31 protein-coding genes, 1 tRNA gene and 1 pseudogene are annotated in these 25,615 nt (G+C 57.4%); 13 read left to right on the top strand and 20 right to left on the bottom strand.

Annotated features, from left to right (window positions below; all coding sequences use genetic code 11):
• Window position 1: 1 nt before the first annotated feature.
• The 3 genes from AC2FJB_RS06240 to AC2FJB_RS06230 all read right to left on the bottom strand — a co-directional run bounded on the left by AC2FJB_RS06240 (window position 2) and on the right by AC2FJB_RS06230 (window position 4,518).
• On the bottom strand, window positions 2-2,002 hold the full coding sequence (locus AC2FJB_RS06240; RefSeq protein WP_496720244.1) for a capsule polysaccharide biogenesis protein: 2,001 nt from the start codon (window positions 2,000-2,002) through the stop codon (window positions 2-4).
• A 3-nt stretch (window positions 2,003-2,005) separates the two neighbouring features.
• Window positions 2,006-3,139, bottom strand: coding sequence for a polysaccharide biosynthesis/export family protein (locus AC2FJB_RS06235; protein ID WP_117869413.1), 1,134 nt, complete (start codon window positions 3,137-3,139; stop codon window positions 2,006-2,008).
• 80 nt (window positions 3,140-3,219) lie between these two features.
• Complete coding sequence (locus AC2FJB_RS06230) at window positions 3,220-4,518, bottom strand: capsule polysaccharide biogenesis protein (protein WP_299895942.1); 1,299 nt, start codon at window positions 4,516-4,518, stop codon at window positions 3,220-3,222.
• A 140-nt stretch (window positions 4,519-4,658) separates the two neighbouring features.
• Between AC2FJB_RS06230 and AC2FJB_RS06225 the strand changes: the two genes are divergently transcribed.
• The 5 genes from AC2FJB_RS06225 (at window position 4,659) to AC2FJB_RS06205 (ending at window position 7,865) form a co-directional block, all read left to right on the top strand.
• Window positions 4,659-5,246: a riboflavin synthase gene (locus AC2FJB_RS06225; protein WP_117869411.1), complete on the top strand. Its 588-nt coding sequence runs from the start codon at window positions 4,659-4,661 to the stop codon at window positions 5,244-5,246.
• 99 nt (window positions 5,247-5,345) lie between these two features.
• On the top strand, window positions 5,346-6,467 hold the full coding sequence (gene ribB, locus AC2FJB_RS06220; protein ID WP_117869410.1) for a 3,4-dihydroxy-2-butanone-4-phosphate synthase: 1,122 nt from the start codon (window positions 5,346-5,348) through the stop codon (window positions 6,465-6,467).
• A 2-nt stretch (window positions 6,468-6,469) separates the two neighbouring features.
• Complete coding sequence (locus AC2FJB_RS06215; protein WP_299636648.1) at window positions 6,470-7,021, top strand: 6,7-dimethyl-8-ribityllumazine synthase; 552 nt, start codon at window positions 6,470-6,472, stop codon at window positions 7,019-7,021.
• A complete protein-coding gene (nusB, locus tag AC2FJB_RS06210) occupies window positions 7,018-7,500 on the top strand; it encodes a transcription antitermination factor NusB (protein ID WP_117869408.1) in 483 nt (160 codons plus the stop codon). Before AC2FJB_RS06215 ends, nusB begins: the two co-directional genes overlap by 4 nt.
• A gap of 59 nt (window positions 7,501-7,559) precedes the next feature.
• The gene (locus AC2FJB_RS06205) at window positions 7,560-7,865 is read left to right on the top strand and encodes a hypothetical protein (protein ID WP_299895950.1); all 306 of its coding nucleotides are present in this window, start codon (window positions 7,560-7,562) and stop codon (window positions 7,863-7,865) included.
• Between the two features lie 214 nt (window positions 7,866-8,079).
• On the opposite strand, the gene AC2FJB_RS06200 is transcribed toward AC2FJB_RS06205, so the two are convergent.
• Both AC2FJB_RS06200 and AC2FJB_RS06195 read right to left on the bottom strand, forming a co-directional pair.
• Entirely contained in the window at window positions 8,080-8,505 is a 426-nt protein-coding gene (locus AC2FJB_RS06200) for an SRPBCC family protein (protein ID WP_496720247.1), read from the bottom strand.
• Complete coding sequence (locus AC2FJB_RS06195; protein WP_496720249.1) at window positions 8,498-8,821, bottom strand: ArsR/SmtB family transcription factor; 324 nt, start codon at window positions 8,819-8,821, stop codon at window positions 8,498-8,500. Before AC2FJB_RS06195 ends, AC2FJB_RS06200 begins: the two co-directional genes overlap by 8 nt.
• Window positions 8,822-8,934: 113 nt before the next feature.
• Here AC2FJB_RS06195 and AC2FJB_RS06190 point away from each other — a divergent pair, with 113 nt between their 5' ends.
• The gene (locus AC2FJB_RS06190) at window positions 8,935-9,366 is read left to right on the top strand and encodes an MmcB family DNA repair protein (RefSeq protein ID WP_496720251.1); all 432 of its coding nucleotides are present in this window, start codon (window positions 8,935-8,937) and stop codon (window positions 9,364-9,366) included.
• A 5-nt stretch (window positions 9,367-9,371) separates the two neighbouring features.
• Here the strand turns inward: AC2FJB_RS06190 and AC2FJB_RS06185 are convergent, their stop codons facing one another.
• A complete protein-coding gene (locus AC2FJB_RS06185) occupies window positions 9,372-9,560 on the bottom strand; it encodes a DUF6324 family protein (RefSeq protein ID WP_117869403.1) in 189 nt (62 codons plus the stop codon).
• 77 nt (window positions 9,561-9,637) lie between these two features.
• On the opposite strand from AC2FJB_RS06185, the gene AC2FJB_RS06180 reads away from it, so the two are divergent.
• Both AC2FJB_RS06180 and AC2FJB_RS06175 read left to right on the top strand, forming a co-directional pair.
• Window positions 9,638-10,120: a GNAT family N-acetyltransferase gene (locus AC2FJB_RS06180; protein WP_117869402.1), complete on the top strand. Its 483-nt coding sequence runs from the start codon at window positions 9,638-9,640 to the stop codon at window positions 10,118-10,120.
• A 47-nt stretch (window positions 10,121-10,167) separates the two neighbouring features.
• Window positions 10,168-10,244 (top strand) — tRNA-His (locus AC2FJB_RS06175).
• Between the two features lie 93 nt (window positions 10,245-10,337).
• Here the strand turns inward: AC2FJB_RS06175 and AC2FJB_RS06170 are convergent.
• The 12 genes from AC2FJB_RS06170 to secG all read right to left on the bottom strand — a co-directional run bounded on the left by AC2FJB_RS06170 (window position 10,338) and on the right by secG (window position 19,606).
• The gene (locus AC2FJB_RS06170) at window positions 10,338-11,144 is read right to left on the bottom strand and encodes an ABC transporter permease (RefSeq protein ID WP_496674983.1); all 807 of its coding nucleotides are present in this window, start codon (window positions 11,142-11,144) and stop codon (window positions 10,338-10,340) included.
• On the bottom strand, window positions 11,141-12,028 hold the full coding sequence (locus AC2FJB_RS06165; protein ID WP_496720253.1) for an ABC transporter permease: 888 nt from the start codon (window positions 12,026-12,028) through the stop codon (window positions 11,141-11,143). Before AC2FJB_RS06165 ends, AC2FJB_RS06170 begins: the two co-directional genes overlap by 4 nt.
• An 82-nt stretch (window positions 12,029-12,110) precedes the next feature.
• Window positions 12,111-12,860, bottom strand: coding sequence for a transporter substrate-binding domain-containing protein (locus tag AC2FJB_RS06160; protein ID WP_117869399.1), 750 nt, complete (start codon window positions 12,858-12,860; stop codon window positions 12,111-12,113).
• 32 nt (window positions 12,861-12,892) lie between these two features.
• Entirely contained in the window at window positions 12,893-13,669 is a 777-nt protein-coding gene (locus AC2FJB_RS06155) for an ABC transporter ATP-binding protein (protein WP_117869398.1), read from the bottom strand.
• A gap of 109 nt (window positions 13,670-13,778) precedes the next feature.
• Window positions 13,779-14,537 (bottom strand): phosphate/phosphite/phosphonate ABC transporter substrate-binding protein, encoded by a 759-nt coding sequence (locus tag AC2FJB_RS06150; RefSeq protein WP_496720289.1) that lies wholly within the window; start codon window positions 14,535-14,537, stop codon window positions 13,779-13,781.
• 5 nt (window positions 14,538-14,542) lie between these two features.
• The gene (locus tag AC2FJB_RS06145; RefSeq protein ID WP_117869396.1) at window positions 14,543-14,980 is read right to left on the bottom strand and encodes a tellurite resistance TerB family protein; all 438 of its coding nucleotides are present in this window, start codon (window positions 14,978-14,980) and stop codon (window positions 14,543-14,545) included.
• 20 nt (window positions 14,981-15,000) lie between these two features.
• The gene (locus tag AC2FJB_RS06140; RefSeq protein ID WP_299895970.1) at window positions 15,001-15,450 is read right to left on the bottom strand and encodes a tellurite resistance TerB family protein; all 450 of its coding nucleotides are present in this window, start codon (window positions 15,448-15,450) and stop codon (window positions 15,001-15,003) included.
• 42 nt (window positions 15,451-15,492) lie between these two features.
• Window positions 15,493-15,786: a DUF1330 domain-containing protein gene (locus AC2FJB_RS06135; protein WP_496675109.1), complete on the bottom strand. Its 294-nt coding sequence runs from the start codon at window positions 15,784-15,786 to the stop codon at window positions 15,493-15,495.
• A gap of 78 nt (window positions 15,787-15,864) precedes the next feature.
• The gene (locus tag AC2FJB_RS06130; protein WP_496720255.1) at window positions 15,865-16,641 is read right to left on the bottom strand and encodes an isocitrate lyase/PEP mutase family protein; all 777 of its coding nucleotides are present in this window, start codon (window positions 16,639-16,641) and stop codon (window positions 15,865-15,867) included.
• 168 nt (window positions 16,642-16,809) lie between these two features.
• A complete protein-coding gene (locus AC2FJB_RS06125) occupies window positions 16,810-17,313 on the bottom strand; it encodes a bacterioferritin (RefSeq protein WP_496720257.1) in 504 nt (167 codons plus the stop codon).
• A 123-nt stretch (window positions 17,314-17,436) separates the two neighbouring features.
• The gene (gene pyrG / locus AC2FJB_RS06120) at window positions 17,437-19,080 is read right to left on the bottom strand and encodes a CTP synthase (RefSeq protein WP_170346558.1); all 1,644 of its coding nucleotides are present in this window, start codon (window positions 19,078-19,080) and stop codon (window positions 17,437-17,439) included.
• A gap of 160 nt (window positions 19,081-19,240) precedes the next feature.
• Window positions 19,241-19,606, bottom strand: coding sequence for a preprotein translocase subunit SecG (secG, locus tag AC2FJB_RS06115; protein WP_496720291.1), 366 nt, complete (start codon window positions 19,604-19,606; stop codon window positions 19,241-19,243).
• A gap of 151 nt (window positions 19,607-19,757) precedes the next feature.
• On the opposite strand from secG, the pseudogene nthA reads away from it, so the two are divergent.
• The 5 genes and pseudogenes from nthA to AC2FJB_RS06090 all read left to right on the top strand — a co-directional run bounded on the left by nthA (window position 19,758) and on the right by AC2FJB_RS06090 (window position 23,127).
• Window positions 19,758-20,372 (top strand): annotated as a pseudogene (gene nthA / locus AC2FJB_RS06110) (nitrile hydratase subunit alpha).
• Complete coding sequence (nthB, locus tag AC2FJB_RS06105; RefSeq protein ID WP_299895988.1) at window positions 20,369-21,046, top strand: nitrile hydratase subunit beta; 678 nt, start codon at window positions 20,369-20,371, stop codon at window positions 21,044-21,046. Before nthA ends, nthB begins: the two are co-directional and overlap by 4 nt.
• Entirely contained in the window at window positions 21,043-21,372 is a 330-nt protein-coding gene (locus tag AC2FJB_RS06100) for a nitrile hydratase accessory protein (protein WP_496720259.1), read from the top strand. Before nthB ends, AC2FJB_RS06100 begins: the two co-directional genes overlap by 4 nt.
• Before the next feature lie 223 nt (window positions 21,373-21,595).
• The gene (locus AC2FJB_RS06095; RefSeq protein ID WP_496720261.1) at window positions 21,596-22,891 is read left to right on the top strand and encodes an adenylosuccinate synthase; all 1,296 of its coding nucleotides are present in this window, start codon (window positions 21,596-21,598) and stop codon (window positions 22,889-22,891) included.
• The gene (locus AC2FJB_RS06090; protein ID WP_496720263.1) at window positions 22,891-23,127 is read left to right on the top strand and encodes a DUF2842 domain-containing protein; all 237 of its coding nucleotides are present in this window, start codon (window positions 22,891-22,893) and stop codon (window positions 23,125-23,127) included. The genes AC2FJB_RS06095 and AC2FJB_RS06090 overlap by 1 nt, the downstream gene beginning before the upstream one ends.
• Here AC2FJB_RS06090 and AC2FJB_RS06085 read toward each other — a convergent pair.
• Together AC2FJB_RS06085 and AC2FJB_RS06080 are read right to left on the bottom strand one after the other, a co-directional pair.
• Window positions 23,118-23,690: a GNAT family N-acetyltransferase gene (locus AC2FJB_RS06085; protein ID WP_496817969.1), complete on the bottom strand. Its 573-nt coding sequence runs from the start codon at window positions 23,688-23,690 to the stop codon at window positions 23,118-23,120. The genes AC2FJB_RS06090 and AC2FJB_RS06085 overlap by 10 nt on opposite strands.
• Before the next feature lie 191 nt (window positions 23,691-23,881).
• Window positions 23,882-25,594, bottom strand: coding sequence for a hypothetical protein (locus AC2FJB_RS06080; protein WP_496720267.1), 1,713 nt, complete (start codon window positions 25,592-25,594; stop codon window positions 23,882-23,884).
• Between the last annotated feature and the right edge of the window lie 21 nt (window positions 25,595-25,615).

Raw genomic sequence — 25,615 nt, 5'->3', positions numbered from 1 at the left:
GTCAACGCCAAAGATGAGCGTGCGTCGCGAACGCGCCCTGCAGCTTTGCCAGGAAACGATTGAACGGACCAGACGGTGCCGAATACCCCAGCGCCAAGCGTTCAACAGCCACTTCGACAGGGCAGGGTTGTCTGGTGATCGGATCGAAATAGCGCGGATAGTCAATCAAGGTGGCGTGCACCAAGCCCATCAGCGATGGCCGTGCGCCTCGCCTGACGGGAACGGTATCGAGATCGGTGGTCAGGCCCCATCCCGCATAGAAGGGCGCACCCAGAGTCGTGACCTTCACCCCGCGCAACAATGCCTCGAACCCCAACAGCGATGTCATCGTCCACACCTCGTGCACCTGCGGAAGCAGAGAGGCGGGGTCAATATGGGTCACAACAAGGTCCGCAAGTGCCTCTGCGTCTATCTGGCCATCCCGTAACCCGGCTTCGACGTCTGGGTGCGGTTTGTAGATCAGGATCGCGTTGGGGTTGGCCTTGCGCGCGGTTTGCAGCAGTGCCAGATTGCTACGCACTGTGTTGGTGCCCAACAGGATCGAGGCATCATCTTCAACTTGTCCGGGCACAAGAATACGATGCCCGTCGGGCAGGGAAGGCGCTGGCTGGCCCGAGTTATACTTGCTCAAACCATCGGCCAGCAATCTCTCAACAAGTCTTTCAGCGCGTAATTCCTGATCCGGACGCAATGTTGCGCGCTCGCCGATCAGGTTTTCCAACTGGCTGGGTTTTGTGGGGTCGTAGTAGATGCCGATTTCATCCGTTACCAAGGATAGAGGCGGAACAAGTGCGGCCCCCAATCCGCGTGAACGCAAGAATCCGTCTTCCACGCGAATTGCCCCTTCGCTTTCGCGCGCCTGACTGGCCCAGACCATATGGGGGCGATCCGAGGCGACAGGCTGTGTGGACGTAAAGCGCAACTTGCCATGTCGCCCGAAAATCTGCTGCAAGTGTCTTCGTTTCCACAAGCGCATGCCAGTGGCGGTCCAACCGTGCCTGTCCTGCCGCCACGCGCGGGTCTGTGCCTCCAACGTGTCCAGAACCGTTTCCAGTTCGCACAGCTGATCTCGGTAAGGGTCGTACCAGGTCGGGTAAAGCAGCATCGCGGCCGCGAACAGTTGCGCGCGGGTCAGATTACGCTGACGGCGCTGGACTGGGAATTCATCCTGCGTCAGGCCCCAACTGGCGTAGAAAGGTTGGCCGAAAATGCGCGGTTTGTGACCGGCCAGGATCGCTTCGAAGCCCAGTTGCGAGGATACGGTATAGACCGCGATTGCGCCCTCAAGCAGGGGCCACGGGCTGATCGGCTTGTCAAACCGAGTGACCCGGTCTGACAGGTCCTGATCGGTAAAGTGCCCCTGACGATGACCCGCCAGCGTTTCTGGATGTGTCTTGATCAAAATGCGCGCGCCTGGGTTTTCCTCCTGCGCGACCACAAGCATTTCAAGAAAACGGGCACGATCGGCACCGCTTGCCGTGACGGCGGCATCGCCAACCGTCTGGTCGATGACCAGTACATAACCGGGGTCAGGTGCGGCAAGGTCGGGGTCAAATGCGGAATACTTGCTGAGGTGCAATTCCCTGACCCGCTCCATCGCGGCACGCGCGCGGTTCAGCAGCGCGGTGTCGTCCAGCGGATCAGCGTTCAGCAACTTCTCAAGGTCCGAAGGTTCGGCTGCATCAAAATGCGGGCCTGAACGGTCCAGCAACAGGCCCAACGGGGGTTCACCGGCACGGCCCGGATGCAGGGACCTGAGCAAGGCGTCTTCGACGCGCAGAACCGGGGCATTGTATTTTTCGGCGACCCGTAGACCCCGATACGCAGTAGGGCTGTTACCCCAGAGTCCTACGCAGCCGCCATCCTTGGGAAAACCCAGGCGAATGTCATAGCCCGAAAGCGTCAGAATACGCCTGAGACGTTTCTGCGTCAGGAAGCCACCGTTATAGACAAACAGCTGGGTGCGCTTGGCCCCGGCTGCGCTGTCCGGATCGGGTACCATGCATCAGTTGCCGGTCAGCGTGGCAACGTTTGCGATGGGGGTCAGGCCACCAGCGATAAGCGAGATGGATTTGCTCCACTGTGCATAGGGTGCTTCGGTCACATAAATCGTATCATCGTCGCGGATCACGAAATCCCGCGCAATGAACAGGCCGTTGGGGGCCGTCAGGTTCAGCAGGTAGATCATACGCTGGTCGCCCTTAAAATCGGCGCGTCCGGTGATACTGCGTGCGACGTCCTGGCGTTCTTTTCGCAGAATGAAAATACCGGTTGGATCAGAGGACAGCGTCAGTAAACCACCGACTTGGGCCAATGCTTCAAGCGCAGAAAGATCCTGGCTTTCAAAGGCGACGCGCGATTGGCCACCTGTGGCACCTAGAGCGATGTATGATCTGCTATCTTCTTCCACCAAAATGCGGTCTCCGCCACGCAATGCGACGTCCAGTTTTGGATTGCGGAACAGGTCTTCGTACCAGACGGTGCCCTTTTGACCCCCTCGGATCAGAGTCACCAGCGCGATATCTGACGCTACAGAAACCCCGCCCGCCTGAGACAGCATGCCAAGCAGCGAACGGGTTGGGCGTTCGATCGGATAGATGCCGGGAGATGCGACAGTTCCCGTCAGCGAGACGGTGGATCCGTCACCAGCAACACGCCGCACTTCGATCTGTGGGTCGGGTGTCTGTTCACGCAGCTTGTTCGTGATCAAAACGCGAAGCTGTTCCGGCGTGTTCCCTGCGGCCCGAATCCGACCTGCATAAGGGACAAAAATAAAACCGTCGCTGTCGACCTGAACTTCATCCAGGGCGGTTGCCGTACCGGTTTCGCCGGACAGCAAACCGTCGTCCACGTTTTCCCATATGGTCAGGCCCAGCACGTCTCCGGGCCGTACAGTGTCGGCGGTCAAGGCCTGGGCGCTGCTGAACGAGGAAGAAAAGCCAAACTGAGGCACGGCGGATGTGAGGCGTGTCACGCGATCATCGACTTCGACGACAAACGCGTTGCCGCCATTCTGAACTGCGCCAGCCAGAATTTCGGTCTTGTTTGGCCCGGATTTCGGAAGTTGGCAGGCCGCCAGCAAGCCGATTGTGGCCACAAGGGAAACCCCCCGCATCCATCGCTTAGGAGAGAATTGCACTGCCGGATATCCTCAGTCTTTTGTTGTTGCCGGAAGATTAACCGGTAAATCGCTCAACTTCCAGTCACAGAGCATCCGGTCTACTCGACGATTTTCAACTGTGGCGTCTGCGCCTCGTTCTTGTTCAGAATGGCCTGATAGGGGTCGCTGCTGCTTAGCATCATGTCCACGGCGCGGCGCAACAATTGCCGACGTCCGCGCCGGGAATAAAAGCCGCCCGGAACCTGGCTGGTTTCCAGCAGGAATTGCCGATAGCTGCGATATGCTTCGACATCAGGCGAGTCAGGGTCAGCAAAAAAAGCAGCGATCGACTGCTGCGATACGAAGTCGGTCTTGTCATAAACCGAACGCCCGAAAATCCGCAGCGGAATACCCCGCCACAAGACCTGCTGCCCCGCAGTGGAGTTCACGGTGACGGCCGAATTTGCCTCATCCAGCAAACTTGCCAGTTTGCCGCCGGGGACATAGTGAACACGGTTCTGTACTCCGTGTTTCCTGGCTATCTCCATGGCACGCAGGTGCAATGGTTCACGGTGGTTTTCCAGAGGGTGCTCTTTCACGACCAGTCTGTGGTGCGTCGGTGCGCCTTGCGCGAATCCGGCAATGACCAGCTCCAGAAAATCGGACATACAGGAGAAACGGGAATGGGCCTGAACCGAACTGTCATGCCCGAGTTGCAGCAGCACGAGGTGATATGGGAAGCCCCCCCATCTGACACGCGCCGTCGCAACGCTGCGTTGCAGGCGATGAACAGGCATCAACATCAGACGTTTGAAATACAATCTGAACTCCTGCGAAACCGACAGATCACGATGGCGCCTGAAATTGCGGTATCTCCGGTTCAGAAACATCACGAACCAATGATAGAGGGCGCCGTAGAAAATATGTTGCCGCATGTCCCCCCAATGTGATGGAGGCGGAGGTGCCTTGCTGTCCGACTGGGCCAGAGCCTGCCGCATCTGGTCCACATCCAATGACATGAGACGCGAGTGCCCGTTTGATCCATCCCGCTCGTACGTGACCCACCAAGGCCGCAGATAACCTTCTTCGAAAACGTGAATGGTAAGCCCGTGCGACTTGGCGATCTCAACCGCCCGGGCATGGACAGGTCTTGTGTCGCCATAAAGAACGATGTCCGTGACCGCCTTGTCGGCAATCAATCTGTTCAGTGTTTTGGGCCAATCGCCGGGCTGGTTCTGAAATGCGATGAAACACGCTTTGTCAAACCAGAAAGCCTGATCGCCCGCATTGAACCCAACCCGCCAGACTTGCGCCCCCGTGGCGCGTAACATCTGCCCGAGCGCCGAGAAAAACGGTCCATGAGGCCCCTGAAGGAACAGGAAGACCCGATCATCTGAGCCTGAAGGCGTTTGCGGCATCTGGACTGCTCTTTTGGTTTTGTTGCTGAAACTATGCCTGTTTGGGCGTTGTACGGCAAGGTGGGGCTTGCCCGGGACGCCCATTGGGCTTACCTCGACGGTGAAAGTCAGACACAGGGTAGGAACTGAGGGTTAACGGAATGTTCACTGGGATCGTCACCGACATCGGAACTGTCACCGAGCTGGAACAGCAAGGAGATCTGCGCGCCCGGATCAGGACAGCCTATGACACGGCCAGTATCGATATCGGTGCCTCGATCGCCAGTGATGGCGTGTGCCTGACAGTGATCGCGCTGGGCGACGATTGGTATGATGTTCAGATCAGCGCCGAGACGGTTTCGAAGACCAACCTTGATACATGGGCCGTCGGCAAGCGTGTCAATCTGGAGCGAGCGCTGAAAGTGGGTGATGAACTGGGCGGTCACATTGTTTCGGGCCATGTGGATGGCGTGGCCAAAGTGGTCGCGGTCGAGGATGAAGGCGACAGCACACGTGTCACCTTGCGTGCACCGAAGGAACTGGCCCGGTTCATAGCGCCCAAAGGGTCGGTTGCGCTGAACGGGACATCGCTGACGGTCAATGACGTGAGTGATTGCGAGTTTGGCATCAATTTCATCCCTCACACCAAAGAAGTCACAACCTGGGGCGATGTGGGCGTAGGCGATCACGTCAATCTTGAGATCGATACGCTGGCCCGGTACGTCGCGCGTCTGGCCGAGATGTCCTGATACGTCGCGTCGGAAAGCACCTGCGCCGTTTGTGGACTGGTCTTTGCGCCCTCAGTGGTCTATTCCGCCGAGCAAACCTGCCATGTGAAAGGCTGCCCCATGAGCTTTGAAACCCCCGGACCGGTCGAGGCCCAGTTGCGCGACGCGATCAGCCCGATCGAGGATATCATCGAAGAGGCGCGTGCAGGCCGGATGTACATTCTGGTCGATCATGAAGATCGTGAGAACGAGGGCGATCTGGTGATCCCCGCCGAGTTTGCAGATGCCGAGGCGATCAACTTCATGGCTACACACGGGCGCGGTCTGATCTGTTTGCCGATGACGGCGGAACGGATAGATGCGTTGGGACTGCCGATGATGGCCGTGAACAACTCGTCCCGGCACGAGACCGCCTTTACGGTATCGATTGAGGCGCGCGAAGGTGTCAGCACCGGGATTTCAGCCGCCGACCGGGCGCTGACCGTGGCGACCGCAATCAACGAACAGAACACGATGGCGCATATCGCCACCCCGGGGCATGTCTTCCCGTTGCGGGCAAAGCGGGGCGGGGTGCTGGTGCGCGCTGGCCATACTGAGGCCGCCGTGGATATCTCGCGCCTTGCCGGGCTTAATCCGTCAGGAGTGATCTGCGAGATCATGAATGCAGACGGAACCATGGCGCGCCTGCCGGATCTGGTCGAGATCGCCAAAGAGCACAATATGAAAATCGGCACGATCAGCGATCTGATCAGCTACCGGTCGCGCAACGACAATCTGGTTGTCGAGACCTCGCGTGAAACAGTCACCTCGGAATACGGTGGTGAGTGGGAAATGCGGATTTTCACCGATCAGACCCACGGCATTGAACATGTTGTCATGATCAAGGGTGACATCACCACGCCAGAGCCTGTTCTGACGCGTACACACGCCCTGCACGAAGCACCTGACATCCTGGGTCTTGGTCCGAAGTCTTCCCGCGAGTTGCCGCGCGCGATGGAAAAAATCGCCGAGGAGGGACGTGGTGTGGTCTGCCTGTTTCGCCAGCCGCGCAATTCACTGTATGCGGTCGAGGATGAAGGCCCGCGCACCATCAAGCAAACCGGTCTGGGGGCACAGATCCTGTCCAAGATGGGTATTCAGGAACTGGTGCTTCTGACCGACTCTCCTGAAACGGTGTATCTGGGGCTCGACGCGTTTGGCTTGTCCATCGTTGGCACCCGCTCGATTCTGAAGGAAGACTGAACATGGCTGAACAAGACAAACACGGGATTCTGCCGACACCCAGTTTCGACAAACCGGTGAAACTATTGATCGTGGCGGCCCCGTTCTACCGCTCGATTGCCGACAACCTGATCGCGGGTGCCACGGCTGAAATCGAAGCGGCTGGCGGGACCTGTGAAGTGGTCGAAGTTCCCGGCGCGCTGGAAATTCCCACAGCCATCGCCATGGCCGACCGACAGTGTAATTTTGACGGCTATGTCGCGTTGGGCTGCGTCATTCGCGGTGAGACCACGCATTACGAAACCGTCTGCAACGATTCCAGCCGGGCCATTCAATTGATGGGCCTGCAGGGGTTGTGCATCGGCAATGGCATATTGACCGTCGAGAATGACGAACAGGCCGAAGTGCGCGCCAACCCCGAAAAGATGAATAAAGGGGGCGGCGCGGCCGCTGCGGCCTTGCATCTGATTGCGCTCAGCCGTAAGTGGGGCTCTTCCAAAAAGGGCGTCGGCTTCAAGCCGCCGTCCGAGTCCATCCTAGTGGCGGGCGACAACAACGGACCCACGACAGCATGACCAAGACAGACGCGCCGAAACCGGCCAACCAGAAACGCCTTAAGAAATCCGCCGCTCGGCTTTATGCCGTGCAGGCGCTGTTCCAGATGGAGCAGTCCGGGCAGACGACTGAAGCCGTCGTAAACGAGTTTCTGGATCATCGGTTTGGCGCGGTCTACGAGGGCGACGAGATGCTTGAGGGCGACAGCGCGCTGTTCCGCAAGCTGGTGGATGACGCCGTGAACTATCAGGCTCCAATCGACCAGATGACCGACCGTGCGCTGGTGGCCAAGTGGCCGATTTCGCGCATCGACCCGACCCTGCGCGCGCTGTTCCGCGCGGCGGGTGCGGAACTGACCCAAAGCGACACACCGCCCAAGGTGGTGATCACCGAGTTTGTCGATGTGGCGCGTGCCTTTTTCCCTGAAGGTAAAGAACCTAAATTCGTCAATGCCGTGCTGGATCACATGGCACGCGAGGCTCAGCCCGAGGCGTTCTGACACGTTTACCTGAACCAGACATGCGCTAAGATGAATGTCACAGCGCAAGGAGGTTCGCCATGCCCAAACTGATCCGCCTGTATATCACGCAAGTCGCTTGGGGTTTTGTCATTTCTGCCGTGTTTGTCGGGGCGCTATTGGCGCTGAACGTCGCGAACCTTCGGCATCTGATCACCGGTTCGGAAATCGGCCTGATTGCGCTGGTAATGATCTGGTTCATGAACGGTATCGTTTTTGCGGGTGTTCAGTTCGCTTACAAGATCATGAGCTTGGCCGAAAAGCCGCAGGGGCCACGTCGGGGAACGCCGGTCGTGCACAGCTTTGAACCTGCAACGGTCAAGAAGGAAGTTCGCGCAGGGCGCTGATAAATCGGGTAAAGTGCGGCGGGACCACCAATCAACCGTGCGGTTTGATTCCCGAGGACCTGTATGTACAGGTGGGCGCCAGGTAATCAGGCCAGGACCTGAACAGAGCCAGCCCCCTCGGAATTGCTTAAGGCCACCAGAATGCTACCTGTCACAAGAAGGGCAGAACCCGCCAAGCGCTTAAGTAGGGCGTCTGACGGGTTCACACAAGGGGTCATGCATCAACAGTTTCGTGCAATGCAACACGCATCTTGCCGAAATGTTCATCCCAGCCTTTATCCAGGGCCAGGATCAGGCCAAATGCGTCGGCACCTTGTGGCAGACCTTCATGCAGCAGATCCAGGCGTGTTCCACCTGCCACAGGTTCCAAAGTCCACTTCACCGTGCTTATGGCGTCGCCCATAGGTTTCACTGTGAAAGTGTACTCCAAATACCTGGGAGGTTTGGCGGCACGGACCTCTCCCCAGATCAACAAGTCGCCGCTTGTTGTGCCGAGCATCTCAAGCTTCTGACCTTCCGTCAGCGTTTTTTCAGGTTTGTGGAACCATTCTGCAAGGTGGTCAGGTTCCGTCAGATAAGCCCAAACGGTTTCCGGTTCCGCCCTCAGGAAAATCGATTTCTTCAATACGGCATCAGTCATTTTGTTTCCTTTCAATAGCTTCTTTTAGTGAGTTCAGGCGATCGTCCCAGAACCGGTCGAAGTATCTGAGCCAGTCGAGCACAGGGGCCATCCCCTGTGGTTCAAGTCGGTTGATGCGTTCTCGCCCGCGCACTTCGACCGAGATCAGCCCGCCGTCCGACAGCACGGTCAGGTGTTTCTTGACCGCAGCCCGGGTCATGTCGAACCGGTCGGTCAGTTGCCTGATCGTCATGTCCTGAGACGAGAGCAGTTGCACGATGTCCCTGCGTGTGGGATCGGCCAGCGCACGAAACGCGTTTTGAGTTTGGTTTTCCATAAGCAACCTCAGATGGGATACCATTTGGTATTATATAAATGTGATACCATAAGGTATTATGTCAAGACGCAATGACGCTTTACTTTTGTTCACCAATTGTTCACATTTCGAATATGACATTGGATCTTCAGCCTGGACAAAAACTGGCACGCGGTGTCGCGCGACATCTTGCGACGCATGGATTTGTTTCTGTTGAAGAATTCGTGCCTGCGCGCGGGCTGCGTGTGGATGTAATGGGGTTAGGCCCGCGGGGTGAATTGTGGGTGATTGAATGCAAGTCCAGCCGTGCTGATTATCAGTCGGATGCGAAATGGCAGGGCTATTTGGAATGGTGTGACCGATTCTTCTGGGCCGTCGACACAGAGTTCCCGACCGATCTGTTGCCTGATGAAACGGGCCTGATCATCGCCGACGCTTATGATGCGGAAATCGTACGAATGGCACCCGAAGACACAATCGCCCCGGCGCGGCGTAAGAAAATGATCCAGAAATTTGCAACAGATGCCGCGCGCCGCTTGCATGCGCTGCGCGATCCACGTTTGTAAGAAGTTCAGCCTTTGACGGCGAGGGCGGCTTGTATCGCGGCGCGAATTTCGTCGGCGATTTCTTCTGCTTCTTCCGGGTCAAAATCCATTGGAATTTCGATGCCGTCAGCTTCGATGAACAGGCGGACCATACCCTGATCGGTCGGTCCGATTTGCAGGTTAGCCTGAATGTCGCGTTCGGTATTGATGCCCATCTGTGCCTCCGAGACTGAGCGTTCCTGCTAGCGCGCACGGGGTTGAGAATCAAGTCACCTTTGCGGTCAGATGAGACATGGAAGACGCCGTTCTCAGATCCTTTCGCCCCGATGACGCCGCGTGGCTGGTTGAACAGCACGGTCTGCTTTATGCCCGGGACGAAGGGTTTGATGACAGCTTTGCCCCGTTGGTGGCCAGCATCCTTGATGATTTCATCGACAACAGTGACCCTGAGCTTGAAAGAGGCTGGATCGCGGAACGGGAAGGGCAGCGTCTGGGCAGTGTTTTCTGCGTTGCTGTTGACCGAAGTATCGCCAAGCTGCGCTTGTTCCTACTTGTCCCGGAAGCACGAGGGCTAGGACTGGGAAAGCGGCTTTTACATACGTGTACTGCTTTCGCACGCGAGGCAGGTTACCGGGAAATGGTCCTGTGGACACACGAAAGCCATACCGCCGCCTGCGCTCTGTACAAAGCGTCTGGCTGGGAGTTAATGGACAGCAAAGCGGTGCATTCCTTTGGTGTCGATCTTGTCGAACAAAGCTGGAAATTTCGGTTTTAATCCTCTTGCATTCCGCGGGCGTGTTCGGTACATCGCCCCTCACGAGTGCCGCCTTAGCTCAGTTGGTTAGAGCGCTGGATTGTGGATCCAGAGGTCCCCTGTTCAAGCCAGGGAGGCGGTACCACTTCCCTCCTGAATGTGCTGAAAAAAGCGTGCGGGTGCGCATTGACTGTCGTTGATTTGGCTTTGTTTCCGGACGTGGTCGGCGCGCCGGAAATTAGCGCGCCAGATTCAGTTTGAACCGCATCTTGGCCTGCCTTGCGACCGGCAGGTGCCGGTTCAAGCGCTTGTTGATCAGGCCAAAGACCCCGACGATCACCAGTGTCAGCAGGATGAAATAGAACGCCAGAATCGGGTATGGGATGAACGGGTTGAACGTCTTGTCGGCAAAGTAACTGGCGTAGTACAAGGCGTCTCCACGTTGCTGCCAAGCTGGGAAAGCCGAAAAGAAGACCAGCGTTGTTGCGTGGAAGAGAAAGATTGCTTCGTTTGTGTAAGCAGGCCATGCAAGCCGCAACATGGTGGGCCAGACGATCCGGCGGAAACGCGCCCAACCGGACATGCCATAGGCATCCGCAGCTTCAATATCGCCTTTGGGAATGGATCGCAGCGCGCCATAGAAAATCTCGCCCGTATAAGCCGCGGTGTTCAGGAACAGAACGATCAGCGCGCCCAGCCAGGCCGCGGTAAAGGCGTCGAACATCGGGTTAGATTTCTTCAGCGACAGGAACAGGAAATAGGCGAAAAAAAACTGGATAAACAAAGGCGAACCGCGGAACAGGAAGATAAACCATTCCGAAGGTTTGCGGAGCCATTTGTTGCTGGATGCCTTACCTACTGCGAGGGCGGTGGCCAGGAAGAACCCGGTCGCCAGAGCCATGATCCCGAAATAGACATTCCAGATCATGCCCGACCCGATCAGTGTGAATTGCTCACACAGGGTGAAGTCAGTCTTGGGCAGCAGACGCTCGCCAATACCGAGGGACCGCAGGCCATAATCTTGGATTGTCTGCAAGCAGCTCATGCCGTGGTCTCCTTGCGCAGAAGCTCGCCGCCTGATGTGGCCTGTCCGTGGGACAGCCTCCGCATCAGCTTCTCCAGACCAAGTTCAGACACACGTGTCATGCCGAGGTAGAAGACAAGCAGGAACAGGAAGTACCACATGCGCCAGTCGCCATGCGGATACTGGGTAAATTTGGAGGTCTTGGTGCCACCTAGCTCGCGGGCCCAATAGACGATGTCTTCAATGCCCAGCAGGAACAGCAGCGGTGTGGCCTTGATAAGGACCATCCAAAGGTTCGACAAGCCAGGCAGGGCGTAGACCCACATCTGCGGCACAAGGATGCGCCAGAACGTCTGGCGACGGGACATGCCATAGGCCTCGGCGGTTTCAAGCTGTGCGTGGGGAACCGCGCGCATTCCACCAAAAAGAACGTTCGCGGCAAACGCGCCGAAAACGATTGAGAAAGTAATAACAGCCAGGAAAAAACCATAGGTTTCATGAATCCATTCCGGTGCGGTCCCCAATGGCAGCTTGGCCGCCTGACAGACGATAAAATCATTTCCCTGACGGATAGGGTCGGTCCATTCAGGGCACAGGATCTTATGCCGCGTCCATTCGAACGCCTGGTCCAAGGCTATCACGAAAAACAGGAAGAAGGCGATATCCGGAACACCGCGCACAATGGCAATATATCCATTACCCAGCCAGCTCAGGGGTAGGAAATGTGATCGGGCGGCCATTGCGCCCATAAAGCCAAACGTCAACGCGACCGGCGCGGTCACCGCCAGCAATCCCAGGACCTTTAGGAATGACAGGTAGAAGGACCAGTGAACACCGTTGGTCAGGTAGCAAGAGAACCAACGGAATGTTCCGAGCGTGTCAGGGTCAGCGCAATAGGAAAACATGAAGCGTCTTTCGAACGTCGTACCCGGGTATTCCACCAGGCAGGGTTCGGCGCGATGGACGCGCCGAACCGCTTGATACGGATTAGTTTGTAACGACCGAACCGTCAGCGTTGTAGGTCGGAACGCCTTCGCCGAACCACTTGGTGATCAGTTCGTTCAACGACCCGTCCGCTTTCATCGAAGTGATCGCCTCGTCGAACTTACCGCGCAGTTCGCCATCCGATTCACGGATGCCCAGTCCGATGCCACCGCCCAGCGGGACGTCATCGCCAACGAAGACCAGCTCTCCGGCGGATTCTTCTACGATCGGCACCAGGAAATCCTTGTCGGCAAACACGGCATCGGCTTCGCCGTTACGGACGGCAGCGATGGTTTCTTCCGGAGTTGCAAACTCGACCAGAGTCGCGCCCGACTCAGCCACGTGGCCAGCCTGAATGGTCGCAGTCTGTGCGGCAACGACGCCGGTGGTGACATCAACACCGTCCGATGCACCGACATAGGCCGAAGCCGCAGGCGGGAAATAGTTCTGGGTGAAGTCGATGACTTCGTCACGCTCGTCGGTGATCGACATGCCCGCGATGATGGTGTCGTAGTTGCCCGAGACCAGGTTCGGAATGATCGAATCCCAGTCGTTCTTGACCCACTCGCACTCCAGGTTCGCGCGCTTGCACAGTTCGTCGCCGACTTCACGCTCGAAACCGTCGATTTCGCCGGCATCGTTGATGAAGTTGTACGGAGGGTAGGCGCCCTCGGTCCCCATGCGGACCGTGTCGGCCATGGCGATACCGGCGGTCAGTGCCAGTGCGGCAGTGGACAGAATCAGGTTTTTCATTGGTTACTCCCCAGTTTGGTTCTGTTTTGAAGTTAAGCCGCCTGAGTGGCGGAGAGAAAGCCCCGAAGCCTTTCGGATTCGGGTGACGTAAAGATATCTTCCGGCGTGCCTTCTTCTTCGATCAGGCCTTGGTGCAGGAACACCACGTGGCTTGAGATGTCGGCGGCCATTTTCATGTCATGCGTCACGATGATCATGGTGCGCCCTTCAGCAGCCAAGTCCTTGATTACCTTAATTACTTCCTGTTCCAACTCGGGATCCAGTGCCGATGTGGGCTCATCAAACAACAGGGCCTCGGGTTCCATGCACAGACCGCGGGCGATGGCGGCACGTTGTTGTTGTCCGCCGGATAGCTGAGCGGGGTAGACATCGCATTTGTCGCCGATGCCTACTTTCTCAAGGTATTTGCGGGCGCTGTCTTCAACCTCGGCCTTGTCACGCCCCAAAACAGTGACCGGAGCTTCCATCACATTTTGGAGAATGGTTAAATGAGCCCAAAGGTTGAACTGCTGGAACACCATGGACAGGTTCGTGCGGATACGCAGAACCTGCTTGGGATCTGCTGGGCGGCGCCCATGGCTTTGCCCGGTCCACTTGACCGGCTCACCCTTGAAAAGGATTTCGCCCTGTTGGCTGTCTTCCAGAAGGTTGCAGCACCGCAGAAGTGTCGACTTCCCCGAGCCGGACGACCCGATCAGCGAAACCACGTCACCGCGATGTGCCGTGATATCCACCCCCTTCAACACCTCTAGATTTCCGAAGCTTTTGTGAAGGTCTTTGATTTCGATGACGGGATCAGTTTCTGTCACGGGCAGTCCAGTGGTTGGTGGTGTTGGTCCGGTACTAGGGCCGAAAAAAAAGGTCAATGCAATGCGCAAATGACAGAATCAGGCGGAGAAACACCCAAATTGGTCAAAATCAGTCAACAATTTGGGCAGTCGTTGATCTGCCATCTTTGGGGGAAGGCGGAGTGGGAACAGCAAGATAGTGGACTGCGGGAATGTCGATCAACCCGCGAATATGCAGCAATCGTTGATCGTCGTCACAAAGCTGGTCAATTGCGGCCCGAACTGCGCCTGCAATGACCTGCGGATTCCGACCCATCGATGTGATGTAGGGAAGGGTCGGAGTCGGTGACGTCCTTGCCAGTTCGCGCAGTTTGGTCCCCAGATTGGTGTGCTGTTGCAGCATCAGCCACGTCAGTATGTCCAGCGCGGCAAAGTCGGCTTTGCCGTCTTCGACGGCTTGGGCGGACAGTGCATGCCCACCGGTTTCCAAAAGTTCGGCGGGGCTCAGGTTTGCATGGGACATGTGTGTAATCGGGGCCGCCCAGCCGGATTGGGACAAGCCTTCATTATACGCGAACACGCCGGTGCTCAGACCCGCCAGATCCCGGGCGTCGTCATGCCGGGCCACAAAGACCGAGCAATAGTATCCGGGGGGACACCCGGGCAGGCCATAATCCGGGGTGCCAACCAGTTGGACATCGCCATGCAATTGGGTTCGGAACGGCATGCCACAGGTTTGGGCCAGAACCAGGTTCGGGTCTCGCCAGACCTTCCACATATCTTTGTCGCGGGTAAGGTGTTCGGGGCCTGATTCCAGTTGGGCGCGAATCAATCCCCAGAACCGGTCATTGGCTGCTTGCAGGGCGGGCATGTCATACATGCCTAGCATTGCACTCACGACTTAGCAGCCTTTTGACGTGCCAAAGCGGAGTCCACATCACTGACGCCCAGAAGACTGACAACCAGACGCAGCAGCGAATCTTCCTCGCTTGTGCGGTGCCCATCGGCCAGAGCCACGGACCACAGTGCCTGAACGACCGCCAAGCGGTCTTCATAGGCAACCGCCTCTTTGATGGCTCGGGTAAAGCGGACGGTGTCCGGGGCTTCCGCCTCCAGATTTTCGGCACGTGCGCGCAGGGCAGCACTTTCGAACGGAGACAGGCCGAAACGTTGTGCCGAGATTCGGTCTATCCGAGCCATTTCGGTATCGGAATAGTCATTGTCGGACCGCGCCAGACGCACCAGCAGGGCCGTCAGGGCGAGGCGGGCGTCATCATCGACAAGCGGATCGGGCTGAGGCTGCGTGAGCCTGGAAAGAAATTCACTGAACATGTGTTAGATATAGCGAGCGCCTAACTCACATCCAAGCGACTTTGAACGCGTTCACGTGCGGCCTTACTGTCGTTGAAGCTCAAGCCCATGGCGACGCGGGCTTCTTCGACAATTTTCATTTCACCTTCGTCGGACGTTCCGTCGGCCAGAACGACTTCCCAAAGTGCATCCAGCGCGGCCAAACGCTCTTTCAAGTCCGTTGTTTCCCGGATCAGTTTACCGAATGTATCGGTTTCAGGCGCAGCCGCATGGAGCTTTTCGCACGTGGCGCGAACCTTGGCCGCTTCGATTGCATTATGCTGGTAGAGACGGGCCAGGATTTTGTCGATCAGGCTGATCTCTTCCAGCTTGTAATCCCGATCGGCCTGCGCCACACGCACCATGAGCGCGCCCAGAGCAAGTTCGGCATCCGGGTCCGGTAGATGTTCATGCTGAGGCGGTCTGAACGCCTGAAAGAGCTTTTTCAACATGGCTACAAGTTATTCCATATTTTGTGGCAGGCCAAGCGAAGACTACTCGTCATAGCCCTGAATGATCACAAGATCGCCCATCGACACCGGGGCGCGCAGAGCTTTGGCTTTCTGGTATGCTTCGCTTTCGTAACAGGCAAGCGCATCTTCATAGCTGGGAAATTCTATTACAACGGTTCGCGCGCGCGCCGCTCCTTCATTCACTTCACGTTTTCCACCCCGCGTCAGAAAGCGTGCACCATATGCTGCAAAGGGTTCCGCATTTGCAGCGATGTATGACTTGTATGTGTCCACGTCGTTCACATCGACATGTGCGACCCAATAGCCTTTCATCAAGCTTGCCTCCTGTTCAGTTTCGAAGGCAGGGTGATGAGAAGAAATGCCACCAATTGCAATCCTGCGGCCTCAGGATGATCAGGTGCGGTAGTGGATAGCGGCGTGCGCCTGATCTGTTAACCATTTGATCATCTGGCGATAAGGAACCGGACCATAGCTGACGCGCGCAACCCCCAGTTCAGCCAGGCGTGGTGTGCCGGGGGTGCCGGGCAGGGCGATGATGTTTACGGGCAAATTTGACCTCTTGCACAGATGGCCGATCATTATCTCGTCTTTCAACCCCGGAGCAAAAAAACCGCTGGCCCCCGCTGCTTCATAGGCCGAAGCACGTGCAATGGCGTCGTTCAGCATGGCCTCATCATGTGTTTCTGCCGGAGCCTTCAGGAAAGTATCGGTTCTCGCGTTGACATAGGCAGCTATACCCGCGCTTTCGCAGGCCTCTCGCATGGCCTCGACGCGCTTGGCCTGAACCGCTGTATCGTACAGCCCGTCACTGCCGATGATCTGATCTTCGAAATTGAAACCAACCACGCCGCAATCCAGCGCACGCTTGACGTTTTGCGCGATACCTTGCGGGTCTTCGGCATACGCCCCTTCGAAATCCAGTGTCACCGGAAGATCAACCGCTGCAACGATGCGGCGCGCATTGTCCAAAGCGACCTCTAGCGGGATGTTCTGCCCATCGCCAAAACCTTGTGCCATGGCAACAGGTGCGCTGCCGGTAGCAATGGCTTGCGCGCCTGCATCCCGCACCGCGCTGGCACTTCCAGCATCCCAGATGTTGAACAGAATGACGGGGTCGCCCTTTTTGTGAAGGCTGGTAAAGGTCTTCGCGCTTTGGGATTGATCGCTCATCGGGGCTCTCCTGTCGTGGTGTGATCAACAGTTAACCCCATGGGGGCAGACCGAGTAGAGGTTTTTTTGCTCGGTCGCGTCACGTTGAAGTGACGGAAACCGCATGACCCGGTCCACGGCAAGATGGTCCGAGCCATACTGGTGTATGGGCAGGCGGCGGTGCGTGCCTCAGGCTTCTTCTGCCGCGCCGGATACGAATTCTGCCGCGCCGGATACGAATTTTGCGCTGAAGTTGGCCTCACCCAAACGCTTCAACAGGTTCAACTGGGTGTCCAGCCAGTCCTTGTGGCCTTCTTCTTCCAGCAAGATGCGTTCGAACAGGGTCCTTGACCCGACATCGCCGACCTCGGCGGCCTGCAACGCGGCCTTGGTATAGAAGTCGACCGCCTCGGTTTCATCCTTCAGATCCGCGGCAAACATGTCTTCCAGGGACCCCGCGGCTGCCGGACTTTTCTGAAACGCAAGCTCGGGCACGCCGCCAAGGAACAGGATACGCTCGATGAACGCGTCGGAGTGGCCCAGTTCTTCCTGCATTTCAGCGCGCATTTTTTCGGCAAGGATGTCCAGCCCCCAGTCCTCCAGCACATGGGCATGCAGCTGATACTGGTGCGCCGCCGTCAGCTCCATGTGAAGCGCTTGTTGAAGGTTGGTAATCGTTGTTGCGTTGCTCATCGGACATCTCCTGAAACTCTGAACGGCATCGAACATGTGTAAGCAGAAATTCTGCTTACACCAACAGTTAAGAGATCAGCCCACACAAAACAACGCGGGGTGACAGTCCGACACAGCCCAAGGTCAGACCAGGCGCGAGGTGTCTTTCGCAGCGCGGACAAAATCGCGGAAGAGGGGATGCGGGTCGAACGGTTTGGATTTCAGTTCCGGATGGTACTGCACGCCGATGAACCATGGGTGATCCGACCATTCCACGATCTCTGGCAAGCGACCGTCCGGCGACATGCCCGAGAAGTTGAGCCCCGCCTTTTCAAGCTGCTCACGGTACTTGATGTCCACCTCATAACGGTGACGGTGGCGCTCCTCGATCTGTGTGCCGCCATAAACCTCGGCGACTTTCGATCCCTCTGCCAGCACCGCGTTGTAGGCGCCCAGACGCATGGTGCCGCCCTTGTCGTCGCCGACTTTGCGCTCGACCTTGTGGTTGCCCTGCACCCATTCCTTCAGATGGTACACGACGGGCTCAAAACGCTTTTTCCCGGCTTCATGGTCGAATTCCTCGGACCCTGCTTCAGTGATGCCAGCCGCATTCCGGGCGGCCTCGATCACGGCCATCTGCATACCCAGGCAGATGCCCAGATAGGGGACTTTGTGTTCGCGCGCATATTGCGCGGCTTTGATCTTGCCTTCGGTCCCGCGCTCACCAAAGCCTCCGGGGACGAGGATGGCGTGGAAACCTTCAAGATACGGTGCGACGTCTTCGTTGTCGAACACCTCGGCGTCAACCCATTCGACCTTGACCTTGACCCGGTTGGCCATGCCGCCATGGGTCAGCGCCTCGGCAATCGACTTATAGGCGTCTTCAAGCTGTGTATACTTGCCCACGATGGCAACTTTCACTTCGCCCTCGGCGTTGTGGATGCGGTCGCTGACGTCTTCCCATTTTGCCAGATCGGGTTTGGGCGCAGGGCTGATCTGGAACGCGTCCAGAACGGCCTGATCCAGACCTTCGCGGTGATAGGCCAGAGGGGCGTCATAGATGGTGCTCAGATCCTGCGCTGCGATCACACTGTCGGGGCGCACGTTACAGAACAGGGCAAGTTTTTCGCGTTCCTTGGTCGGGATCGGCCCTTCCGAGCGGCAGACAAGAATGTCAGGTGCCAGACCGATCGAGCGCAGTTCCTTAACCGAGTGCTGTGTCGGCTTGGTTTTCAGCTCACCGGAAGCCTTGATATAGGGCAGCAGTGTCAGGTGCATGAAAATGCACTGACCGCGCGGCTTGTCCTGACTGAACTGACGGATGGCTTCGAAGAACGGCAGGCCTTCGATATCGCCCACGGTGCCGCCGATCTCACAGAGCATGAAATCGACCTCGTCCTCGCCGATGGCGATGAAATCCTTTATCTCGTTGGTGACGTGCGGGATCACCTGGATGGTCTTGCCCAAGTAGTCGCCGCGGCGTTCCTTTTCGAGCACGTTGGAATAGATCCGGCCCGAACTGACCGAGTCGGTCTTGCGCGCGGCCACGCCGGTGAAACGTTCGTAATGACCCAGATCCAGATCGGTTTCGGCCCCGTCGTCGGTGACGAAAACCTCACCATGTTCGAACGGCGACATCGTGCCGGGATCGACGTTCAGATAGGGGTCCAGCTTACGCAGGCGTACCGAGTATCCCCGGGCCTGCAACAAGGCGCCCAACGCCGCCGAAGCCAGTCCCTTGCCCAAAGACGAAACCACACCACCGGTGATGAAAATAAAACGCGCCATGTTTTTCGGCTGCTCCCGTGAGACGTCAAAATCAGCTGCCCGACGGTTTACGAAAAACCGCTGCATCACGGGACTTCACGTATAAAGGATTCGCGCCCAAAGCGCAAGAGAACCGCAAGATGCTGTTGCGGTTCTCTTTTGAGTTTCTAAGTGTAGTGGCTTAGTCCGCTTGCGGGATCAGCGGTGCATTGTCGTCCTGTGCAGGCGGCAGAAGGTCATCCGCCGCCGGAACCGCCAGTGTGCTTTCCTCAGTCGAAGCCGGAGCCGGAACGCCCAAACGGTCGATCACCGAGCTGCCCGAAGACTTCTGAGCCGCCAGAATGGTCAACGTTATCGAGGTTACGATAAAGCAAGCGGCGAGGATCCAGGTCAGTTTGCCCAAAGCGGTCGCTGCTGCACGGCCTGTCATGGCACCACCGCCACCACCACCCATGCCAAGGCCACCGCCTTCGGACCGCTGCAACAGAACAACGGCAATCAGGCCCAGAGCCAAAAGAAGGTGGATAATGAGAACGACGTTTTCCATGGTGGTCCTGTACAGCGTGGCGTGTATCGCGTGGTACTTATGCAAGTTTGCCAGCGGGGGCAAGTCAGGAGTTCGCATCACCGCACGTGATGCATGATATCACGGTAAAGGGGCTGGACAGAACGCCGATGCGTGACGCAGGCTGCGGCCTATGCCACATGACGACCACGACCACCCGCACGCCCTTTTGCCGCCTGAACCCGCATTGCGTGTCAAAGCGCTTGAAACGATTCTGACCCGCAAAGGTCTGATCGATCCAGCAGCTCTGGATGAAATCATCGACACCTATCAGAACAAGATTGGCCCGCAGAACGGCGCGCGGGTTGTTGCCAAAGCCTAGAGCGACCCAGCTTTCAAGGCCGCTCTGTTGGAAGACGCCACCCCGGTGGTCGCGGATCTCGGCTATTATGGTCGCCAGGGCGAACACATGGTTGTTGTCGAAAACACGCCGGCCCGGCACAACATGGTCGTCTGCACCTTGTGCAGTTGCTATCCTTGGCCTTTGCTGGGTATCCCGCCGGGCTGGTACAAATCTGATGCCTACCGGGCTCGTGCGGTGCGTGAGCCCCGCAAAGTACTGGCTGAATTCGGCGTCACCTTGGACGAAGGAACTTCCGTACGGGTCTGGGATTCGACCGCCGAGGTTCGCTACCTCGTTCTGCCGATGCGTCCCGAAGGCACAGATGGGATGAGTGAGGAGGAACTTGCTGCGCTTGTGACACGCGACAGTATGATCGGCACGGGCCTGCCGAAGGTCCTTTCATGACCCGCGTTCATGACATGGGAGGCCGGTTCGGAGATGGTCCGATAAGTCCCGAAGCCGAGAATGCACCGGTTTTTGCCGAAGACTGGAACGCACGGGCACTGGCAGTGACACTTGCATCCGGCTTTCTGGGGCAGTGGAACATCGACATATCTCGCCACGCACGCGAACGGCTGTCCCCGAAAGACTACACGCGGTTTTCGTACTATGAGAAGTGGATATCGGGCCTGGCTGACCTGCTGGTAGAACACGGCGTTCTTACCTTGGCCGACCTGCGGGGCGACGGGAATGACGTACCGAGTCCACTGGCAGACAGGAGGCTGAAAGCGGAAGCTGTTTCTGCTGCTTTGGCCAAAGGTGGGCCGGCGGACAGGCCCTCGAAGGTGTCGGTGCGGTTTTCTGTCGGGCAACAGGTTGTCACAAATCGCCCCGCAGCAAATCGGCTTGTAGATGGCGGCCATACGCGCCTGCCGATCTATGCGTCTGGTGCCAAGGGCCGAGTCCTGCGCCTGCACGGAACCCATGTCCTGCCTGATTCCAACGCTCACGGGCTGGGCGAAGCGCCTGAACCGATTTATGCCGTGGCATTCCCGGCATCGGAGCTTTGGGCCAACCCTGAACACCCCGATGACGAAGTCGTATTGGACCTCTGGCAAAGCTACCTGGAGCCGGCATGAGCGATTGCATCACCCACAGCGCACCCGATCCCGTCTTTGCCGAGCCCTGGCACGCTCAGGTATTCGCTGTCACCGTGGCGTTGAACGAGGCCGGTCGGTTCGAATGGCCCGACTGGGCCACCCGGTTTTCGAATACGTTGAAGCGCCACGGACTCTCTCGAGAACTGGATGGAGGTGACGATTACTTCAAAGCATGGCTGGAAACGCTTGAGGGGTTGTTGGCCGAGCAGGGCACTGCGCCGCAGCAGGATGTAAAACAGTTATGTCAATTCTGGGAAGAAGCATATCTGACGACACCTCATGGGCAACCGGTGCATTTGCGTTGATGTCGGGTAGGGGGCTCTGCCCCGCCGCCCGTTCCGAGAGACTCCCCCGGGAAATTTTTTGCCAGATGAAGCCGGGGATCCGCTTTTCATCTGGCTATAAATATCCCCGCCTGAGGCATCGCGCGTTCGCGCGATTTTCATCTGCGGCGAAATATCGGTTTCCCTGCCGTTTGCGCCCCGCTATACGAGCCGGGTTTGATAACTCAGCGCAAAAGGACCGGATATGGCCAACGTGGTTGTTGTCGGCGCCCAGTGGGGTGACGAAGGAAAAGGCAAGATCGTCGACTGGCTCAGCGAACGGGCGGATGTGATCGCGCGTTTTCAGGGCGGACATAACGCCGGTCACACGCTGGTGATCGATGGAGAAGTCTACAAACTGCATGCGCTGCCTTCCGGTGTCGTGCGCGGTGGCAAGCTGAGCGTCATCGGCAACGGCGTCGTGCTGGACCCCTGGCACTTGCTTAAGGAAATTGCGACCATCCGGGCGCAGGGGGTGGAGATCACCCCCGATACGTTGATGATTGCCGAGAACACCCCGCTGATCCTGCCGATTCACGGTGAGCTGGATCGGGCGCGTGAAGAAGCGGCAAGCAAAGGCACCAAAATCGGCACTACAGGTCGTGGGATTGGACCGGCTTATGAAGACAAGGTCGGGCGCCGTTCCGTGCGTGTCGCCGATCTGGCGGATGAAACCACGCTCGAGGCACGGGTGGACCGCGCTTTGCAGCACCATGACCCGCTGCGCAAAGGTCTGGGAATCGAACTGGTCGACCGCGACGCGCTGATTGCCCAATTGAAAGAGATCGCGCAGAGCATTCTGCCTTTTGCTGCTCCGGTCTGGAAAGTACTGAACGAAAAGCGCAAAGCTGGAAAACGCATCCTGTTCGAAGGGGCGCAAGGGGCGCTGCTGGACATCGATTTCGGCACCTATCCATTCGTGACCTCGTCCAACGTGATCGCAGGTCAGGCCGCGACAGGGGTCGGGATTGGACCGGGATCGATCGATTTTGTGCTGGGGATTGTAAAAGCCTACACCACCCGTGTCGGCGAAGGCCCATTCCCGACGGAACTTGAGGATGCGGATGGTCAGCGCCTGGGTGAACGTGGGCATGAATTCGGGACAACAACAGGTCGCAAACGCCGTTGCGGATGGTTCGACGCGTGCCTGGTCCGTCAGACCTGTGCGACCAGTGGCGTGAACGGTATCTCTTTGACAAAACTGGACGTTCTGGATGGGTTCGAAACTCTGAAGATCTGTACAGGGTATGAGCTAGACGGCGAACGCATGGACTATCTGCCGACAGCGGCTGACCAGCAGGCCCGTTGCACACCGATCTACGAAGAAATGCCGGGTTGGAGCGAATCGACCGAAGGCGCGCGCAGCTGGGCTGATTTGCCGGCCAATGCGATCAAGTATGTGCGCCGGGTCGAAGAGCTGATCGAATGCCCTGTGGCCCTTCTGTCCACCAGCCCGGAGCGGGACGACACCATTCTGGTGACCGACCCGTTTGCTGATTGATGAAGAAAGAGAAGAAAACAGGTCTGAGTTACAAGGCGCGCCGGCGCTGGTCGTTGGTTGTTCTTGTGATCGGCCTACCACTTTACATTGTGGCGGTGGTGACGGTTTTGAACTGGCTGGAGCGCCCCCCGATATGGGTGGAACTTCTGGTCTATATCGTCCTGGGCATTTTTTGGGCCCTGCCGTTCAAGTTCGTTTTTCGCGGGGTTGGCAAAGAAGACCCGGATCAATCCTGAGCCTCGTTTGATGTGTGCACAAGGTTGGGCCAGTTGAGCACTGCGCGTGCAAACGCGTGGTACTCGCCTGTGATTTCTTTGGCCATACTAAACGGTGTCGGCCACGGAGTGGTCAGGGTAGCCTCGACCTGACCCGGTACAAGGGTCAGCTTGGCGTTGTGCTTGGCGGCCAAGCGCCGCATTTTTTGGTTTGCCGCAAGGCAAAGCATGTGAACTTCTCTGATCCCTCGATTTTGGGCGACCGTAATGAGGCGTGACAGCAATGCATCGCCGATGCCCCGATCCTGCCAGGCCTTCTCTACGGTAAAGGCTACTTCGGCAACGTGGTGTTTGTGGTCAGGTATCAGGCGCAATTCTCCTAGACCACGCAGGCAAGGATCCGGGAATGCTCCGAAAACGAATGCTGCATCAGCAAACATGTTGGAAAGGTAGTCTTGCAATCCCTGCGGCTGAACAGGCACTCCAAAGCGCGACAACAATATCTCTTCATCCAACTTGTTGAAATGGTGTTTAATTAAGGCCTGATCGCACCTCCGAAGTCGGCGAATTATGACATCTTGCATAGCGCTGCCCATGTCTGAAACGGATATCATGACGAAATTACTATCGTATGATCATACCATATTTCTGCACTGCAGCGTCACCCGTTGGGTGGTATTATTGAAAAAATTACTCAGTTTCGGCATTTTTTGTTGTCGGCAAAAGAAAAAGGGCCGGTGGGGCAGCCGGCCCTGTTTGTCAACTGGTATGGCAGTTAGCCTACTGCGCGCTTATCATCAGGGCGGAAACCGATCAGGTTGGACGCAGCAAAACGGCCACCACCGGCTTTCTCGATTTTTCCGTCGCGCAACAGCTGTCCGAACGAACGCAGGCTTTCTTCGCGATTGAACTCATCCTGCTTCAAAGAGCGGACCTTGTTCATCAGTTGCGGGCGCGAGAATTGCTGCTGTCCTTCGATAAAGGACAGGTAGGCCGCAGCTGCTTCCAGCAGATCCTGAAGCGACTGTGCGCCCTGATCCTGTGCGAATTGCGCAAAACCGCCTTCTTCCGACTCGGTTTCTTCTGTCTGAGTGGTGACGCGACGCGGCATCACGGGGCCATTGGATTCGCTTTGATCGTCCACGCGCTGCTCGGCAACCAGCTTCAACGGGGCCGGAGTATCTGCTTCAGGGCGAATACTGGTCACGTTTACCTCGGGGCGGCGCGGGCTGACCGCTGACGCTAGGTCAACGCGGTACTCATCGACAGGCGAGGCGTCCGGAGTCGTTTGGTCATCACGGTCGGCCTCGGTTGCGGCAACGGCAGTACGAAGATGCGAATAAGTTTCTCGCGCGTCGCTGCTGGAGGGATCCTCCATGTGTTCACCGGTTTTGGCCATCAGTCGCGAGATATCCTGATCAGGATCGGCGTCATCAGTCAGTTTCTGGCTGGAACGACCTGCCATGTCTTTTTCGATTTCCGAAATCTCAGACAACAGTCGATATTCGTCCTCTTCCGACAATACACCCTGCACACCCTGCGCCTGATCGTCCTGCGGCTCTTCACCTGGTTCTTCTTCGGACTCGATCGCCACGTCTTCAACGTTGAGGATGTTTGGAACATCTTCTTTGTCGAATTCCTCTTCGCTATCGTCTTCAAGATCCGAGAACAGGGGCTCTGCAGGAAGCTGTGCGGTTTCCGTTGTTTCTTCGAAATTCTCGTCCTGCAGGTGCTCGGGGGTCAGTGGCACTTGCTGTTCGGAAACGTTCTCGATACCCGATTCTGCGGTTTCGATGTCCTGCTTTTCAGCTGTTGCGGGCGCTTCATCGGCCTGTACGTCTTCTACATTGAGCGCTTGCAGATCCTCGATTTCCGCGGCCTCGGGCTCGGCAGGTTCTTCAAAGTCTTCCGAACTGAGAGCACCGGCTTCGAAAGCAGCTGCTACGGCGTCCACCGGCGGAGCGGTGTTGGCCAGCAACGAAGACTCCTCGTCTTCGGAATAGGCAGTAGGGGGGACGTCCGAATGGGAAACAACGGCTCGGATACGCTGCAGTTTCGCTGCGATGCTATCGGCTGCCGGAGAAGGGGTGTCTTCGACGGTTTCCGCGTCCGCGAAAGAGGTCTGTGCCGGGCTTGGTTGAGTATATTCGGGACCGGGGGTTTTCATGATATCAATATCAGCCGTGTGCGGGGCCGGTGCGTCAGAAGCGATCGGTGCCGGGGCTTCGGTGCCTGATGAAGCACGCAGCAAAAGCCCGGATTCGTTTTGACTGGCTTCAACGCGTTGCGATGCATCGCGGCGTGCAATGCGGGTCAGCATTTCGGCGTCTGGTTGCGGAGGCTCCGAGCCGAAGTAACGATCATCCGCAGCGAGATCGCGGAAATATTCGGCAATGGCCTTCATCGTTTCAAAGGAATCGTCGAATCCTTCCAAAGTGCAGGAGAAGGTTCCATATGAAACGGTTAATACCTTGTTATTCTGTACCATCAGACGCACGTCCTTTACAAA

Source organism: Ruegeria sp. CDSC085, from assembly GCF_059610465.1.
Note: the sequence above shows the minus strand (reverse complement) of the source record. Positions and strands in the feature narration are given on the sequence as shown.

Bases quoted from the DNA above. Each gene is read 5' to 3' on its own strand.
- AC2FJB_RS06240 (WP_496720244.1), bottom strand. From the start codon at position 2,002: ATGGTACCCGATCCGGACAGCGCAGCCGGGGCCAAGCGCACCCAGCTG.
- AC2FJB_RS06230 (WP_299895942.1), bottom strand. From the start codon at position 4,518: ATGCCGCAAACGCCTTCAGGCTCAGATGATCGGGTCTTCCTGTTCCTT.
- AC2FJB_RS06225 (WP_117869411.1), top strand. From the start codon at position 4,659: ATGTTCACTGGGATCGTCACCGACATCGGAACTGTCACCGAGCTGGAA.
- ribB (WP_117869410.1), top strand. From the start codon at position 5,346: ATGAGCTTTGAAACCCCCGGACCGGTCGAGGCCCAGTTGCGCGACGCG.
- AC2FJB_RS06215 (WP_299636648.1), top strand. From the start codon at position 6,470: ATGGCTGAACAAGACAAACACGGGATTCTGCCGACACCCAGTTTCGAC.
- nusB (WP_117869408.1), top strand. From the start codon at position 7,018: ATGACCAAGACAGACGCGCCGAAACCGGCCAACCAGAAACGCCTTAAG.
- AC2FJB_RS06205 (WP_299895950.1), top strand. From the start codon at position 7,560: ATGCCCAAACTGATCCGCCTGTATATCACGCAAGTCGCTTGGGGTTTT.
- AC2FJB_RS06200 (WP_496720247.1), bottom strand. From the start codon at position 8,505: ATGACTGATGCCGTATTGAAGAAATCGATTTTCCTGAGGGCGGAACCG.
- AC2FJB_RS06195 (WP_496720249.1), bottom strand. From the start codon at position 8,821: ATGGAAAACCAAACTCAAAACGCGTTTCGTGCGCTGGCCGATCCCACA.
- AC2FJB_RS06190 (WP_496720251.1), top strand. From the start codon at position 8,935: ATGACATTGGATCTTCAGCCTGGACAAAAACTGGCACGCGGTGTCGCG.
- AC2FJB_RS06185 (WP_117869403.1), bottom strand. From the start codon at position 9,560: ATGGGCATCAATACCGAACGCGACATTCAGGCTAACCTGCAAATCGGA.
- AC2FJB_RS06180 (WP_117869402.1), top strand. From the start codon at position 9,638: ATGGAAGACGCCGTTCTCAGATCCTTTCGCCCCGATGACGCCGCGTGG.
- AC2FJB_RS06170 (WP_496674983.1), bottom strand. From the start codon at position 11,144: ATGAGCTGCTTGCAGACAATCCAAGATTATGGCCTGCGGTCCCTCGGT.
- AC2FJB_RS06165 (WP_496720253.1), bottom strand. From the start codon at position 12,028: ATGTTTTCCTATTGCGCTGACCCTGACACGCTCGGAACATTCCGTTGG.
- AC2FJB_RS06160 (WP_117869399.1), bottom strand. From the start codon at position 12,860: ATGAAAAACCTGATTCTGTCCACTGCCGCACTGGCACTGACCGCCGGT.
- AC2FJB_RS06150 (WP_496720289.1), bottom strand. From the start codon at position 14,537: ATGCTAGGCATGTATGACATGCCCGCCCTGCAAGCAGCCAATGACCGG.
- AC2FJB_RS06145 (WP_117869396.1), bottom strand. From the start codon at position 14,980: ATGTTCAGTGAATTTCTTTCCAGGCTCACGCAGCCTCAGCCCGATCCG.
- AC2FJB_RS06140 (WP_299895970.1), bottom strand. From the start codon at position 15,450: ATGTTGAAAAAGCTCTTTCAGGCGTTCAGACCGCCTCAGCATGAACAT.
- AC2FJB_RS06130 (WP_496720255.1), bottom strand. From the start codon at position 16,641: ATGAGCGATCAATCCCAAAGCGCGAAGACCTTTACCAGCCTTCACAAA.
- AC2FJB_RS06125 (WP_496720257.1), bottom strand. From the start codon at position 17,313: ATGAGCAACGCAACAACGATTACCAACCTTCAACAAGCGCTTCACATG.
- pyrG (WP_170346558.1), bottom strand. From the start codon at position 19,080: ATGGCGCGTTTTATTTTCATCACCGGTGGTGTGGTTTCGTCTTTGGGC.
- secG (WP_496720291.1), bottom strand. From the start codon at position 19,606: ATGGAAAACGTCGTTCTCATTATCCACCTTCTTTTGGCTCTGGGCCTG.
- nthB (WP_299895988.1), top strand. From the start codon at position 20,369: ATGACCCGCGTTCATGACATGGGAGGCCGGTTCGGAGATGGTCCGATA.
- AC2FJB_RS06100 (WP_496720259.1), top strand. From the start codon at position 21,043: ATGAGCGATTGCATCACCCACAGCGCACCCGATCCCGTCTTTGCCGAG.
- AC2FJB_RS06095 (WP_496720261.1), top strand. From the start codon at position 21,596: ATGGCCAACGTGGTTGTTGTCGGCGCCCAGTGGGGTGACGAAGGAAAA.
- AC2FJB_RS06090 (WP_496720263.1), top strand. From the start codon at position 22,891: ATGAAGAAAGAGAAGAAAACAGGTCTGAGTTACAAGGCGCGCCGGCGC.
- AC2FJB_RS06085 (WP_496817969.1), bottom strand. From the start codon at position 23,690: ATGCAAGATGTCATAATTCGCCGACTTCGGAGGTGCGATCAGGCCTTA.
- AC2FJB_RS06080 (WP_496720267.1), bottom strand. From the start codon at position 25,594: ATGGTACAGAATAACAAGGTATTAACCGTTTCATATGGAACCTTCTCC.